At 32.6% G+C, this 16,252-nt stretch carries 13 protein-coding genes; 3 read left to right on the top strand and 10 right to left on the bottom strand.

Annotated elements, in window-relative coordinates; translation table 11 throughout:
• Window positions 1-67: 67 nt before the first annotated feature.
• Window positions 68-1,750, top strand: a complete 1,683-nt coding sequence (locus QM536_06685; protein MDI9356689.1) for a glycosyltransferase family 39 protein — start codon at window positions 68-70, stop codon at window positions 1,748-1,750.
• A 26-nt stretch (window positions 1,751-1,776) separates the two neighbouring features.
• Here QM536_06685 and QM536_06690 read toward each other — a convergent pair whose 3' ends face one another.
• The 10 genes from QM536_06690 to QM536_06735 all read right to left on the bottom strand — a co-directional run bounded on the left by QM536_06690 (window position 1,777) and on the right by QM536_06735 (window position 12,265).
• The gene (locus QM536_06690; GenBank protein MDI9356690.1) at window positions 1,777-2,496 is read right to left on the bottom strand and encodes a glycosyltransferase family 2 protein; all 720 of its coding nucleotides are present in this window, start codon (window positions 2,494-2,496) and stop codon (window positions 1,777-1,779) included.
• Between the two features lie 236 nt (window positions 2,497-2,732).
• Window positions 2,733-3,698: an electron transfer flavoprotein subunit alpha/FixB family protein gene (locus QM536_06695; GenBank protein MDI9356691.1), complete on the bottom strand. Its 966-nt coding sequence runs from the start codon at window positions 3,696-3,698 to the stop codon at window positions 2,733-2,735.
• A gap of 12 nt (window positions 3,699-3,710) precedes the next feature.
• Window positions 3,711-4,448 carry an electron transfer flavoprotein subunit beta/FixA family protein gene (locus QM536_06700; protein ID MDI9356692.1) on the bottom strand — a complete coding sequence of 246 codons (738 nt, stop codon included), beginning with the start codon at window positions 4,446-4,448 and terminating at the stop codon, window positions 3,711-3,713.
• A 6-nt stretch (window positions 4,449-4,454) separates the two neighbouring features.
• Window positions 4,455-5,756: a citrate synthase gene (locus tag QM536_06705; protein MDI9356693.1), complete on the bottom strand. Its 1,302-nt coding sequence runs from the start codon at window positions 5,754-5,756 to the stop codon at window positions 4,455-4,457.
• A gap of 40 nt (window positions 5,757-5,796) precedes the next feature.
• Window positions 5,797-6,855 (bottom strand): recombinase RecA, encoded by a 1,059-nt coding sequence (gene recA / locus QM536_06710; protein MDI9356694.1) that lies wholly within the window; start codon window positions 6,853-6,855, stop codon window positions 5,797-5,799.
• Between the two features lie 19 nt (window positions 6,856-6,874).
• On the bottom strand, window positions 6,875-7,468 hold the full coding sequence (locus QM536_06715; GenBank protein ID MDI9356695.1) for a sigma-70 family RNA polymerase sigma factor: 594 nt from the start codon (window positions 7,466-7,468) through the stop codon (window positions 6,875-6,877).
• Between the two features lie 171 nt (window positions 7,469-7,639).
• Window positions 7,640-8,437 carry a twin-arginine translocase subunit TatC gene (gene tatC / locus QM536_06720; GenBank protein ID MDI9356696.1) on the bottom strand — a complete coding sequence of 266 codons (798 nt, stop codon included), beginning with the start codon at window positions 8,435-8,437 and terminating at the stop codon, window positions 7,640-7,642.
• 280 nt (window positions 8,438-8,717) lie between these two features.
• Window positions 8,718-9,326 (bottom strand): hypothetical protein, encoded by a 609-nt coding sequence (locus QM536_06725; protein MDI9356697.1) that lies wholly within the window; start codon window positions 9,324-9,326, stop codon window positions 8,718-8,720.
• Window positions 9,327-9,328: 2 nt separating this feature from the next.
• On the bottom strand, window positions 9,329-10,291 hold the full coding sequence (locus QM536_06730; GenBank protein MDI9356698.1) for a YHYH protein: 963 nt from the start codon (window positions 10,289-10,291) through the stop codon (window positions 9,329-9,331).
• Between the two features lie 315 nt (window positions 10,292-10,606).
• Window positions 10,607-12,265, bottom strand: coding sequence for a S8 family serine peptidase (locus QM536_06735; GenBank protein MDI9356699.1), 1,659 nt, complete (start codon window positions 12,263-12,265; stop codon window positions 10,607-10,609).
• Window positions 12,266-12,558: 293 nt separating this feature from the next.
• Here QM536_06735 and QM536_06740 point away from each other — a divergent pair, with 293 nt between their 5' ends.
• Together QM536_06740 and lon are read left to right on the top strand one after the other, a co-directional pair.
• The gene (locus QM536_06740) at window positions 12,559-13,227 is read left to right on the top strand and encodes a methylated-DNA--[protein]-cysteine S-methyltransferase (protein ID MDI9356700.1); all 669 of its coding nucleotides are present in this window, start codon (window positions 12,559-12,561) and stop codon (window positions 13,225-13,227) included.
• A 184-nt stretch (window positions 13,228-13,411) separates the two neighbouring features.
• Window positions 13,412-15,901: an endopeptidase La gene (lon, locus tag QM536_06745; protein ID MDI9356701.1), complete on the top strand. Its 2,490-nt coding sequence runs from the start codon at window positions 13,412-13,414 to the stop codon at window positions 15,899-15,901.
• Window positions 15,902-16,252 lie beyond the last annotated feature (351 nt).

Below are 16,252 nucleotides of genomic sequence, written 5' to 3' on the forward strand. Positions count from 1 at the left end.
CGATTAATTTTTAGCATAATACATAACCACAAAAATAGAATAATTTATAAAATAGATGATAATAAAAATGGAAAGAAGAACTCTTTTTTTTATAGGAGGGATAGTTTTTGTGTACTTTTTGGGCATGTTTATAGATATTATGGACTTAGACGCAGCGCAACATGCGGCTATCTCTTGGGAAATGTCGCAGAACCAAAGTTATTTACAAGTACTTCAAAGGGGGGAAGATTATTTAGATAAGCCTCCTTTACTTTTTTGGATAACATCTTTAGTGTTCCAAATATTGGGAGCAAATAACCTAACCTATCGGTTGTTTCCCATTCTGATTTCTTTACTGGGAATCTATTCTACTTATAGATTATCAAAGCTATATATGAATAAGGAATTATCCGTTTTAGCAGGGCTTTTTTATGCTTCTTCTTTCAGTGTTTTTTTAATGAACCATGACGTGAGGAGCGATACCATGCTAACAGGATTTACGGTTTTTTCTATTTGGCAGCTGGCAGAGTATACAGAATTTAAAAAATGGAAAAATTTTGTGTTTGGTTTTATAGGTATAGGACTTTCTTTGCTTGCAAAAGGTCCGGTAGCACTTATGGTTATAGTTTTTGCATTCTCTACGCACTTTATTCTTTTAAGAAAATACCATTTTTTTTGGAAATGGGAATGGATATTAGGGCTTCTCATCATACTTGTAATGCTACTCCCTATGTGTATTGGGCTTTATCAACAATTTGATATGCATCCCGAGAAAACAGTAAACGGAGGGAGAGATACCTCTGGTATTTATTTTTACTTATGGAAACAAAGCTTTGGGAGAATAACCGGAGCAAGCGAATGGAAAAATGATACCGATATTTTTTTCTTTTTGCATACTTATCTTTGGATCGTACTGCCTTGGGGACTCATAACCTTTTTTGCTCTCTTTCAATCGCTAAAGGATATTATTAACAAAAAAAAAACATTAGAATATATCAGTTTAGGCGGTTTTATAATACCTTTTATAATTCTCTCTTTCTCTCGTTATAAACTTCCTCATTATATCAATATTCTTATTCCTATGAGTTCCATAATTGCTGCCAAATATGTAGGAGTTCTTTCTGAAAACTTAGAACAAAAAAAAAGCAGGATTTTTTTCCTTATTTATCAATGGATACAGTTGTTAGCTATTTGGTTATTAGTTTTTTTTATTTGTTTTTTATTTTTTCCATTGAATAATGTATATATATTTCTCCTTATAGTTGTTTTTTTGGGAATAAATATCTTTTTTTGGAAGAGCTCTAGGACGTATTTAGAAAAACTTGTATATCCTTCTTTGTGGGGAGTAATTTCTCTTTGTATGATACTGAACATTCATTTTTATCCTTCTTTACTCAAATATCAAACAGGTGCCGTTTTAGGGAAATATCTTAAAATTCAAAATACATTCCCCGTCAAAAGATTTTTTGTTCTACAGAGTGGAGATGGAAATGATACCGATACTTTTATTCATTCATTAGATTTTTACAGCCAAAGAATAAATCCTGTTTTTGATGAAGTGAATACCTTAGTAAATACGATAGGGAGTGGTTCTGCTTGGGTATACATCAGCGAAGAGCGATCCGCGGAATTAAAAAAATTTGGGAGTGTAGAGATAGTTTTGTCTTTTGAAAAATATCATGTTACTATGCTTACTCTTTCATTTCTTAATCCGAAAACGAGACCTGAAACATTGACTAAGACACAATTAGTCAAGTTTACCCCGCTGTAAAGAGAATATTTTTTTGGAAAGTTTATTCAGGAATACTTAAAAAAAGCGTATTTTAAAATACAATACAATGCCCTTACTCCATCTATCCAATTTATTTTTTTACCTTCTGCATAAGTTCTTCCATAATAAGAAATTCCTATTTCGTAGATTCTAATACCTGGTATCCTCGATATTTTTGCAGTTATCTCTGGCTCAAACCCAAATCTATTTTCTACAATATGTATGTTTTTAATAACATCTGTTTTAAAAAGTTTATAACCAGTTTCCATATCTGTAAGATTGAGATTAGTAAACATATTGGAAACAAAGGTTAAAAATTTATTTCCAATAGTATGCCAAAAAAATAATATTCTATGTGGTTTCCCTCCTACAAATCTTGAACCGTAAACCACATCTGCATGCCCATCTATAATAGGTTGTAGAAGAATATTATATTCATAAGGATCGTATTCTAAATCGGCATCTTGAACAATAAGAAAATCCCCTTTTGCTTGTGATATACCGGTACGTAAGGCAGCGCCTTTTCCTTTATTTACAGGATGTTTATAGTATTGTATAATAAGGTCAGGGTTGTCCGATTTATACTTTTGAATAGATTCTTCTGTATTATCTTTTGAGCAATCATTCACTATAATAATCTCTTTTTCTATTTGTTCTATTAAAGAGACATTTTTTATTTTATTCAAAATAACTTGAATATTTTTTTCCTCATTATAAGTAGGTATTACTATAGATAATATTTTCATTATACTTTATAATTAATATTTAGTATTCCAAAAAAATATTTTTGGATATTGTGGCTACTTGATACTATCAGTACTTTTGAAATATTATCATCTCAAAAGATATTACTTTGTTTCTTTTTCTTTTCTGCTATCAATGAAAGAAAGTGCTACGACAAAACTTATTAATGCGATCACGATGAGAAAAAATAACTGTGCTCCTGATAAAATAGGTGATTGAAACATATATTAATTGATAATTAGTTGATGGAATAAAATTGTTTGAGTTCTTGTATGAGTTTAGGAAGTATTTCAAAAGCGTCGCCTGCAATTCCATAATCGGCTGCTTTAAAGAAAGGCGCTTCGGGATCTTTATTGATAACCACTATACATTTAGAAGAATTTACTCCTGCTAAGTGTTGAATAGCTCCCGATATCCCTATAGCAATGTAGAGGGAAGGACTTACTTTTAACCCTGTTTGTCCTACGTGTTCGTGATGTGGTCTCCAATCCATATCGGATACGGGTTTACTGCATGCGGTTGCTGCTCCTAATATATCTGCTAATTCTTCTATCCATTTCCAATGTTCAGGTCCTTTCATTCCTCTTCCTGCGGATACTACGATATCTGCTTCGGGTAAAAGTACTTTGCCTTTTAATTTCTCTTGGGAGAGAGAAGTAATTTTTGTGTCTGCTGTATACTGTGATAGTGAAAAAGCTTCTATTTCTGCTTGTCCTCCATTGGTTTTGATGGGTATTGTATTTTTTTTGATAGAAATAATTTTTTTCTTGTTTTTTACTTCTACGAATGAAAATGCTTTTCCTGTATAAATACTTCTTTTGAATATATTCTTTTCGTCACCTGTTGGCAATTCTGTAACATTTGGTATAAAACTTGCTTGTAATTTGACAGATAATTTGGCACAGAGAGTATCGGAGAGGGATGATTTTGCAAAGATTAAGGTATCGCTTTTTTTATTTTCAAAGAGAGAGTGAATGGCAGATACAAAAATATGTGTATCTATTTCTTCAGCATTTTTTTCTGATACATGTATAATTTTAGAAGCACCTGCTGGTCCGATTTTTTGTAATTCGGTATTTTCTACTGCACCTATGACTATTGCTGTAACATTTTTTTCATGGAGAGCATATGCGTAGCTAATAGCTTCCAAAGAATTTTTTTTTATTTTTTTTTCTGATACTTCTACAAATACGAGTGTTGACATTTTTTATTGAGGTTAGATGACTTTTGCTTCTTCTTTTAGGAGTTGTAATAATGTTTTTATATTGTCTTGTGCTATCATTTTTACTTGCCCTTTGGGTTTTGGAAGTTCAAAATTTTTATTTTGAGTATAAAGAGTATTTTGATAGGGTTCTAAAACAGTAAGTGGTTTACTTTTTGCTTGCATGATTCCTCGCATATTAGGTATTTTCCATTCGGCAATAGGTTCTTGGCATCCTGCGACAAAAGGAAGGTCTACTTCTAAGTATTCTTTGCCTCCTTCTATTTCTTTGGTTATTTTTGCTTTTTTTTCCTGAATATCTAATTTCATAATGGGCGAAAGAGAAGGTATTCCTAATAATTCTCCAACCATACCATGTACCATTCCTCCGTTAAAATCTATAGATTCTCGTCCCATCAGGATGAGGTCAAAAGATTTGGATTGGGCATAGAGGGCTATGTTTTGAGCTACAAAAAATGAATCTTCCGGGGAAGCATGTATTCTCACTGCTTCATCAGCTCCTATGGCAAGTGCTTTTCTGAGAGTAGGTTCTGTTTCTGCTAAACCTATATTGAGAACGGTAAGTTTTCCTCCGAATTGTTCTTTCAGTTCTACTCCGCGTGATAATGCGTAATCATCGTATGGTCCGATAATAAACTGTATCCCATTGGTGTCAAATTTTGTGTTATTTTCCATAAAACTAATTCGGGATATGGTATCAGGGACATGAGTAATACAAACTAATATATTCATTGTATGCTATCTTTTATTTATTGGTATGTAACTTCGTTTTGTTTTTCCTGTATATATTTGTCTTGGGCGTCCTATAGGTTCTTTATTTTCACGCATTTCTTTCCATTGGGCTATCCAACCTGGGAGACGTCCCATAGAGAAAAATACGGTAAACATTTCTGTAGGTATTCCCATTGCTTTGTATATAATGCCGCTGTAAAAATCAACATTAGGGTAGAGTTTTTTATCAATAAAATACTGGTCTTTGAGTGCTGCTGCTTCTAATTCTTTTGCTATTTCTAATATAGGGTCGTTTATTTTTAATTTATTTAAAACATCGTCGGCAGCTTTTTTAATAATTTTTGCACGGGGGTCAAAGTTTTTATAAACTCTATGTCCAAACCCCATAAGTAAGAAAGGATCTTCTTTTGATTTTGCTTTTTCTACATATTTTTTTACATTTCCACCGTCTTGTTTTATGAGCTCTAACATTTCCATAACTTCTTGATTTGCTCCGCCATGGAGTGGCCCCCACAAAGCATTTATTCCCGCAGAGATAGAGGCATAAATACTTGCCCGAGATGAACCTACCATTCGGACTGTGGAGGTAGAACAATTTTGTTCATGGTCTGCATGCAGGATGAGTAATTTATCCAAAGCATCTACTACTACTGGATCTAATGAATACGATTCGGTTGGTAGTGAAAACATCATTTTTAGAAGGTTTTGACAATAGCTGAGTTTGTTGTCGGGATATACTACAGGATGTCCTACTTCGTTTTTATAAGACCATGCTGCAAGGGTAGGAAATTTTGCCAACAATCTTATAATTTGTAAATGCACATTGGATTCCGCCATACTTTTATTAAGAGATTCGGGATAAAATGTGCTTAAAGCACATACTAATGATCCTAATACCCCCATTGGATGGGACTTGGCGGGGAATCCTTCTAATATTTTTTTGATATCCTCATGAACGAGAGTATGTTCGGTTATTTCTTTTTTAAAAAGAGAGAAACCTGATTCTGTTGGGAGTTCTCCAAATATGAGCAGGTATGCTACTTCTAAAAAAGAAGATTTCTCTGCTAATTCTTCAATAGGATATCCTCTGTATTGTAAAATTCCTTGTTCTCCATCCAAAAAAGTGATAGCAGAGGTAGTTGCTCCTGTGTTTTTATATCCCGGATCCATTGTAATGATGGGAGTTTGTTCTTTCGCACTCTGCTCTCGTAATTTACTAATATCTACTGCTATTTCTTTTTCTGTTCCCTCTAATACAGGAAAGCTGTATGTTTTCCCGTTATATATTAATTCTGCTGTGTTTGGCATAGTGTTATTTTATGTTATTTTTATATATTTAGATATTTTTTTATTCTTCGTTGCTTGATTGTTCAGTAGCTATTTTGCTGATGGGGACTTTTGCCGCTATTTTTTCTTTAATTTTCGTTTCTATAATAGATACTATATCACTATTGTCTTTCAAAAATTGTTTTACGGATTCTTTTCCTTGCCCTAACTTTTTATCCTCGTATGAAAACCATGACCCTGACTTTTTTATTATTTCTAAATCTACAGCAAAATCAATGATTTCCCCAATTTTAGAGATACCTTCTCCATACATAATATCGAATTCTATAACTTTGAAAGGGGGAGCTACTTTGTTTTTAACTACTTTTACTCGTGTTCTATTTCCTACAATGTTTTCTCCTTCTTTTATTTGTTGAATTCTTCTAATATCTAATCGTACGGATGCGTAGTATTTGAGAGCATTTCCTCCTGTGGTAACTTCGGGATTTCCAAACATAACACCTATTTTTTCTCTTAGTTGATTGATAAATATACAACAGCAGCCTGTTTTATTGATTATGCCTGTAAGTTTTCTGAGGGCTTGAGACATTAATCTTGCTTGTAATCCTAATTTATTATCTCCCATATCCCCTTCTATCTCACCTTTTGGGACTAATGCAGCAACGGAATCTATTACTACTATATCAACTGCTGTAGAACGGATGAGTTGTTCTGCTATTTCTAATGCTTGTTCTCCATCGTCGGGTTGAGCAATGAAAAGATTTTGAGTATCTATTCCTAATTTTTCTGCGTATGTTTTATCAAAGGCATGTTCTGCATCAATAAATACTGCTATTCCTCCTTTTTTTTGTGCTTCTGCTATACAGTGCATGGCTAAAGTGGTTTTCCCCGATGATTCAGGACCGTAGATTTCTATAACTCTGCCTCTTGGTAAACCGCCAATTCCTAATGCTATATCTAACCCAATAGAGCCCGTAGAAATAGCAGGAACATCTACTACATGCTCATCGCTTAATTTCATAACGACCCCTTTATAATAGGTTTTTTCTAAAGTTCCTATTACGGACTTGATGGCGTTTGCTTTTTCTGTTTTGGCATCTTTATTTTTATCTGTTATCATTTTATTTTATGTGTTATATTTATTTAAAGTTTGTAAAATGTATTTGTTCTTCATTTATTTTCTTTCTCAGATTAATAATGCCATATCTCATAATACCTAAGGCGGTATTTATACTAATATTTGCTAAAGTAGATATTTCTTTAAAACTCATATTGAGATAATGTTTCATAATAATTATTTCTCTTTGATTTTTAGGTAGTTCATGGATAAGATCCCATAAATATTTTTTTGTTTCGTCTTCTATTATATTATGTTCTACCATTGCGTTTTCAACAAAATAGATTGACTCTAAAACGCTGCTATACTGCTCTAATGAGTATTGCACTTTTTTTTTGTGTTTTCGCAAATGGTCTATTGACATATTGCGTGTAATTTTTAGAATCCATGCTTCAAACTTTCCCTTATCGGAATAATTATTTTTTTTCAAAGTAATAAATACTTTTATGAAAACTTCTTGAACTATATCTTCTGCCTGTTTTTTATTCTTTAATATAGAATACGCTGTGCTATATACTTTTCCGCTGTAAAGATTTGATATTGTATCAAATGCTTTTTCATTTCCATCACAATACTGCTGAATAAGAGTATCCGTGTTTAGTTTTATTGGTAACATAAAATTGGTTTAAGTGGCGTAGAGTATCACATCATATTTTTTTCATTTAAATAAATAAAAGATTGAATAGTATAATTTTGTTTTGGCGTGAAAATAAGTTTTATAAATGCAAGTATATATTTTTTTTAATGTTTTTATTGAGAATAGTTAAAAATGCTTTTATTTTTGTAATTATTCTTTTATTTTTTTCTTTTCTACAAATTTTATAATGAAAATACTTATCTCATATAATAAAATGAGAGGGGCAGATACTAATATCTGACTAAAAGGATCTGGAGGGGTTATAATTGCGGCGATTATGAGTATGATAACAATGGAATGTTTTCTATATTTTTGTAAGAAAGAAACAGATAGTATATTCATTTTTGCTAAAAAGAAAGAAATAACGGGAAGCTGAAAAATAATTCCTCCCGATAAAACAAGCGTACTGAGAGTAGAAACGTATGAAATAATATCAAATTGATTTTCAATACTGCTGTCTAATTTATAGTTTGCTAAAAAATTAAGCGAGAGAGGAGCTACTAAATAGTATCCAAATAAAATTCCTATAAAAAACAAGCTACTGACATAGAATGTGAGTCCACGAACTGCCGATTTTTCTTTTTCATGGAGACCTGGTTTTACAAATCGCCATATTTCCCAAAAAACATATGGAAACGAGCATATAAGACCTAATACTAAAGAAGCAGTTATATGCATAGAAAATTGTCCGGTGAGCTGTCTGCTTTGGAGAATAAAAGGTAATTCTTTGATACAAAAAGCATCGGTATGAAAATACTCTGATACCTTACAGAAGAGACGATAAGTTAAAAAATCGGGCTTCGTGGGAGCTAATATAACGTAGCGAAAAATCGTATTCATATATATAAATGAGGCTACCATAAAAAAAATAATGGAACAGATGGAGCGTATCAGATGCCATCTTAATTCTTCTAAATGGTCTAAAAAAGACATTTCTTTTTCTTTCACAGTGCTATATTTATTTTAAAATATGTTTTGTAATTTTGCTGTCTTCATCATTATTTTTTAATGAGGTATGAGAGCGATTTCTTGTGTTTTTTGAAAAATAATACTATTTTTTTCATTACTTACTATTTTTAAATAATATACAAAGAAATATTTACAAAAAAAGCATTTTTCTAAAGAAACAAAATAAAAAAGACAGTCTCATAATTGTTTTCTTTGGTGTTTATAAGCATGTTCTGTTATCCAAATAAGCACTTCTTGTCCCGCTTTTGGAAATGGCTTGTTAGCTGGTTTTTTTCTTTCTCATTATAAATGCTATTACTATAAATATAAGAAATAGAATACTCAAGAACTTACTTATTCCAAACATTGAATTAGATTTTTCTTCCATTTCCCATTTATTTTTTTCTACACACAATTTTACTTCATGCTTATTTTCATTGTTTAAAATAACTTGTTTTTGGGGTAAATCTTTATGGTTCAAAATCAACTCACATTGATTGTTGGGCATATCCCTAAAAAAAATATTTTTAACATAATAAGTTGTTATCTTTTGAGGCAAATTTTCTAATTCTGCAAAAAATGTCGTTTCGTGTCCCAATTGAATTTGCGGATTATTAACCATAATAGTATCATTGTTAATAAGAATAAAACAGCTTTTGTGGAAATGCTTAATTGCTAACTCACTAAACTCTTGTGGCGTTTTATAAGAGTTTTTACCATAATGATACATTACTTCCTGTTCAAAAGCTGTTAGTGAACTTTTTATGACGATAAAGTTTTTCCCGCTTTGTTCATAAATAATAAAACTTGAAAGGTCGGGGCTATGGGCAAAAAGGAATGATGTAAAAAATCCCATTCCAATGATTGACAATATTAATTTCAATTTCATGGTTATTGCGCATACGCTCCAGACAAACTGTTAATAAAATTATTTGCTCCAGCTTTGTCTACATGATAATGATATCCTCTGGTAGCATCATAATGTCCACGGCTTGCGTCTAAATCTGTATATTCGGATCCGGAAGCGCTTAACCTTTCATAAATTCCAAACCCATCTACAGCGTAGCCAATCATGGCGGCGTGTCCATCGGATTGAGTAATTTTTGTAGATTTTCCAGTTGCTGCGTGATAGTGATAACCTGCACCAATGTTAATATGTCCGCCTGCATCGTCAAATGGTGCCAATGTATAGGCTCCTAAAATAGCACTTACCGGAGCAGGGGCATCAAATACAACACCGTTGAAAGCAATACCTCTAATAGTTGGTCCTGAAGAACCTGGTCCTGCTCCAAAACTTACGGGGGAACTCAATTTTACAGGGGTTATGGGTATATAAATGGTTTTTGTTACAGAGGAAACATAAGAAGGTAAACATTCTACGCAGTAGTTTTTATACTGAACACCTACATTTGGGTTGGCTGCTGCTTGACAATCTGCTTGTGTCAATGTTTTGGTTATTGCGCCAGTGGAAGTGTTATACATCTGCCAAGTAGTATTCTTGTAAAAAGTAGCTAAATTTTGAATAAAAGCACCATCTACATCATACACATTTCCATTTTCTAACCAAATACCTCCTTTTGTGGCATCATCTGAAATGTTTGTTGGACACCAAGGACCTTGTGTATGGTCTGATGGTGTACTTTTGGTGACAATTTTGTAACAATCTGCCGTTGTTCCATTAGAAAGCGTTCGGTTTTCGGTAGTAATGGTTACTGCCCCAGACGATGTAAGGAATTTATCTGCATCTACATTAATAACTGTACCATTAGTGGTAGGTGTGGTAGTATCATCATTCTTACTACAAGAAGTCAAGGCACATACTAGTGCTACGAATACGAAATTTTTGTAAGTCATATATTTGATATTATAAAGTTATTGAATAAGAAGTACTTTTAGAAACATGTATTTTTGATTTTACACAATATAATCTTTTTCCGGGTTTTAATTTTTTGTAACTATTCAGCGGATATTTTTACAAAAATTCTAAGTAAAAGTGTATTTTTATTGCTAAATACACAATAAGACATCAATTTCATTAAAGAAAATGCAATAAACAGTGCGAAACAAGTAATAAAATAGATTCTAAAAATTCAAATCCTAAAAACGGTATTATTTTTTTTGAAGAAATCAATTTTTAGAACCTACCAATAAAAATACTTCTGTTAGATTTTATTCTACTACTATTTTTATTTGTTTTTCGAAATCGTTTCCCCTTAGTTTCAAAAAATAGAGCTGTGGTTTGAGAGATGCAATGTCTATTGTAATGAAAGATTGCGGATATAATTTATTATATTTGCTTTCTAGTAGGACATTTCCCTCCATATTGTATATTTGCAAAACAATGGTTTCTATCCATTTCTCCCCGTCGTTTTTTATATACAAAATTTTGTTACGAATAGGATTAGGATACACTGTTATATCCGATTTTATAAGAGAAGTAATGGAAAGAATGGGAATAGGAGGTTTTTTTTCTAAAAGATTGTAAAAAGAAGGGATTCCATACCCATAAAGAGAGTCGGGATTGGAACTATTACTGCTCGTTTTTCGCATATCATCATATATTTGATATACTGTTTTATGGGGTGCGTACTGCCAATAGCCCGTTAATAAACCTGCTACTAATGGTGCGGAAAAACTTGTGCCACTGATAGTGCTGACATTGCCCGATGAGGTAATAATAGAAACATTTACTCCAAAAGCAACTACATCAGGTTTAATTCTTTTGTCGGATGTTTTACCTCGAGAACTGGTTGTTGCTATTTGCAGGTTTTTTCCTATTGCTCCGACCGTCAAAGCTCCTCTACTATCAGCAGGAGGAGTTATTTTTTTCCAAGCAGAATTTCCTTCATTTCCAGCACTGGATACAACGGCTATTCCTTTCTCAAAAGCAAACTGAGCGGCTTTACTAATTATTGCTGTATTGCCATCTAACTGATCAGAAGTGTAGTTTTGATTTTCAATGGAAAATACAAAATATCCAAGCGAACTATTGATAACATCTACTCCTATGCTGTCTGCCTTTTCCGCAGCAAAAAGCCAATTATATTCTTCTATTCTATCATCTAAATCTCCATTGGAAACATCTTCAGTGAGAGCAAGTATATATAAAGCATTGGGAATCATCCCTAATGCTTTTGTATTATCTACGGCTGCCAAGCAAGAAAGAACCGCTGTTCCGTGAGAAGAAGATTGATAAATAGAATGATTATTATAGACATAATTGAAAGTGTGTATTAATTGCTTTTTTTGAAACAAATGTCGAAAATAACGGACAGTATCTACCCCTCTAAACCCCCCATCAAACACAGCAACCATTTTTCCTTCACCCTTAAAACCATTACTGTGCATAAAATCTCCTCCTAATGTTTGTATTTGATAATCAAAATCATTGATTTCATTGTTACGAGCAGATACAAGAGAGAATGTTTTTTCAGAACCCGCTATTTGATTGTTTAATTGAGATCCATTTGCCACCAATTCTACCTTTGAAACGAAAGAAATATTCATAATAGATGGGAGAAGCGAAGGTGATGACTCTATTAATAAACAATTGAGCCAACGAGAAGAAAAATAAACATCAGCACCCAATCTTTCTATATCTTGTATGTAAGTAGTATTTACGGGAATATCAGATGGGGTGAGGGAAATGCTTTGTCTCGTTCTTCTTTCTATAGAGCGTAGTGATAAAAATTCATTAGGTCTTTCTAGAGAATAAGGAGTATTATTTTTATCAGTAAAATAGATAACATATCTATTTTTTTGTGCTATTCCGACGTTCATTATAAGATGAAGAACGATAATTGCGAAAAAAATTTTTTTTATATTCATAAATATGCTTTTTATATGTTCAAGGAATTATTTTTTACTATAATATTTTTTTTGAGAAGTATTTATAAAAATATCTTATTTTGACATAAGATAACACATAAGGGAAAGACTTCAGAAGGATGAGTGTTGGTTATTCAATAATGAGGGAATAAATACATTTTTTAGAGATGTTTGAAAGATTTTAGTAGTTTTACTAAAAGAATGAGAAGAAAAAGGAAGCAATCTCTAAAAAACACAAATTACTTTTTAGAATTTACTTTAATAAACTTTTATTTTTTTTAACTTTTATTTTTATGGATATCAGAAGCAATTTTTACGACCAATACGGTGAATATATGCATCGGACTGAGGATTATGATAGGAGAGTATCTTTCAAACATAGTATTGTTCACAATACATTTGTTACCACTAAAAGGATGCCCCCCGAAGAATTTAAAAATGATAAAAAACCTCTTTTTATAGATTTTGAGTTTGAAGAAACTATTTTTGGAAAGATGCTCGTTGCTGCTCATTATCTTGGGATTTGTTATATGGGATTTTGCGAAGACGAAAAAAAGGCAATTTCCATTTTAGAAAATCTGTACCCCAATGGATTCTTTTCTCGAAACGGTGGTATTATACACAAGCACGCAGTGGCTATTTTACAAAAAACAAAGGATACATTACCTCATGTGCCTATCTGCGTGAGAGGAACAGAATTTCAATGGAAAGTATGGGACGCTTTGCTCACCATCCCTATGGGAACACTTGTTACTTATAATAATATCGCCCTCCAAATAGGTAATCCCAAAGCTTCTCGAGCGGTCGGTTCTGCGGTAGGAAGCAATCCCGTTTCTTTTTTAATTCCATGCCATAGAGTTATTAAAAAAACGGGAAATATAGGAGGTTATCTGTGGGGAAGTGAAAAAAAAAACACTATCATTCAATGGGAACAGAGTATAAAACATGAGAATCATAACTGAATTTTGTCTTTTCATCAAAATGGACTTAGTTCATTGATTATCTATCAAACAGAATAGATAAATAATTACGATTACTTTTTTTGAAGCATGAGAAACAATCTTCTTGCAAATTTATCTGTGGCAAAAGAATTGCAATAAAAATTATATTAGCATATCCATATACATAAACCAATTACATAGTACAATGAATATAAAAACAGATTTTATGAGTAGTGCCTTAGCAGAAGAAGAAGGGGAAGAAATAATGTCTTTTATAACATCCGAAGTAGAAAAAAAAATAGACACCAAAGATCTCCCACAAGAAGTGGATATACTGCCCGTAAAAAATGCTGTTCTGTTTCCAGGCGTAGTATTTCCCATCACTGTAAATAGACAAAAATCTATTAAACTGATAAAAAAAGTAAACAAAGGAAATAGAATTATAGGCATTATCACACAAAAAAATCAACAGGTAGAAGAACCACAATCATCGGATTTATATCTTACCGGAACCCTTGCATATATCTTAAAAACATTAGTAATGCCCGATGGAAGCACTACTATCATTATTCAAGGGAAGAACCGATTTCACATAGAAAAAATCATTCAAGAAGAGCCATGGATAACCGCAGAAGTAAAGTATTTGACCGAAAAATTTCCACCATCTTCTAAAAAAGAAACGAAAGTTCTTTTTCAATCTATAAAAGAAGCTTCTTTCAAAATACTCAAATTAAACCCAGAAATACCACGTGAGGCGCATATCGCCATCAGTAATATTCACAGTAATAGTTTTCTCACACATTTTCTTTGCTCTAATGTCAATGCGGATTTATCCGAAAGACAAAAATTATTAGAAACAGAAGATGGCGGAGAACGTGCAGAACTGCTCCTTCAGTATATGATGCGAGATATTCAGATGCTCACTATCAAACAGGATATACAGAACAAGGCATTTACTGATATAGACCAGCAACAAAAAGATTATTTTTTGAGACAGCAAATGAAAGTATTACAAAACGAACTCGGATTTGATGGACCAGAAAAAGATATAGAAAAAATAAAAACGAAAGCAAGCAAAAAACAATGGAGTAAAGAAACTCAAGAGCATTTTCAAAAAGAATTTGACAAATTGTCACGTATAAATTCAAACTCTCCTGAATTTGCTCTTTCCCTTAACTATGTAGAGTTTTTTGTAAACCTTCCTTGGAACGAATACACCAACGATGATTTTGATATAAAAAATGCAGAAAGTGTATTAGATACAGACCATTATGGTATGAAAAAAGTAAAAAAAAGAATTATAGAATATCTCGCCGTGTTAAAACTCAAAGGAGATATGAAAAGCCCCATAATGTGCCTCTATGGTCCTCCTGGTGTAGGAAAAACCTCCCTCGGCAAGTCGGTAGCCCGTGCTTTAAAAAGAAATTATGTAAGATTATCCTTAGGAGCTCTCCATGACGAAGCAGAAATACGAGGACACAGAAAAACTTACATAGGTGCAATGCCTGGTAAAATTATATCCCATATATCCAAAGCAAAATCCTCAAATCCCGTCTTTATACTCGACGAAATAGATAAAGTAAATAGAGACCACAGAGGAGACCCTTCCCATGCACTTTTAGAAGTATTAGACCCCGAACAAAATAATAACTTTCTGGATAACTATTTAGAAGTAGGATACGACCTCTCAAAAGTCCTATTCATTGCTACCGCTAATAATTTAGACTCCATCCAAGCCCCTCTCAGAGATAGAATGGAAATAATAGAACTCTCCGGATATACCGTAGAAGAAAAAATAGAAATTGCTAAAAAACACATCATACCCAAACAAAAAAAAGAACACGGACTCAAAGCTAATGAAGTAATATTCTCTACCGAATCCATCCGCAAAATAATAGAAAACTATACCAAAGAATCCGGAGTCAGAGGATTGGAAAGAAATATCGCCTCTGTTATCAGAAATAGAGCAAGTTGCATAGCTAAAAAAGAGATCTTTAGTAAAAATATAAAACTTACAGACATACCCCAAATATTAGGAAGTGAAATCTACGACAGAGAAGAATATCAAGTAAATGATATAGCAGGAATTGTCACAGGATTAGCATGGACACCATACGGCGGAGAAATTCTACAAATAGAATCCTCACTCTATAGAGGAACAGGAAAAATAACCCTCAGCGGACAACTCGGAGATGTAATGAAAGAATCCGCTATGGCAGCAATGTCTTTCCTAAAATCATATGCCGAAGCACTTTCTATCCATTATAAAATATTCAACGAGTATGATGTTCACGTTCATGTCCCCGCAGGAGCAGTCCCAAAAGACGGACCATCTGCCGGTATAACACTCGTTACCTCTTTAGCATCTGCTTTTACACAAAGAAAAATAAAAGAACGCATTGCTATGACAGGAGAAATAACCCTCAGTGGAAAAGTTCTCCCCGTAGGTGGTATAAAAGAAAAACTACTCGCCAGTAAAAGAGCAGGAATACAAGAAGTAATACTATCCTCAAAAAATAAAAAAGATATTGATGAAATTGATGAACTTTATAAAAAAGGTCTCAAAATAAACTATATAAATCATATAAGCGAAGTCCTTAAAATAGCCCTTTTAGAAGAAAAAGTCAAAAATCCTATCCGTATTTATACCCTCTCCGAAACCCCAAATACTATCACCCCCCAAGATTCACAATAGATTATTCTCTTAATACAAATCTAAAGAGATGAAATTTTATAGAAAACAAAACTAACCAACAAATATTAGAAAAGATGATACGATTATAGTAAAATAAATGCTACGCAACGGGGTTTGTAAACCGTTCGCATTTCAATTTCTATAATCTTACCATCCTTTCAGAATTTTAGCATAGGTAGTATCTACAAGAAAACCACTAAAGCCTTGATTAGTAATAATATACCAAACAAACTAATTCACTATTAACAAAAATAGAACTTAAATTATGTAATACGTAAAAAAAATGAGGAGTTAAGGATTAAAACAGAAAATAAATTGTAGTTTTGAATTCAGAATGCAAGATCTCTTTTA

The sequence above is a fragment of the Chitinophagaceae bacterium genome (assembly GCA_030053935.1).
Taxonomy (GTDB): Bacteria; Bacteroidota; Bacteroidia; order Cytophagales; family JASGCU01; genus JASGCU01.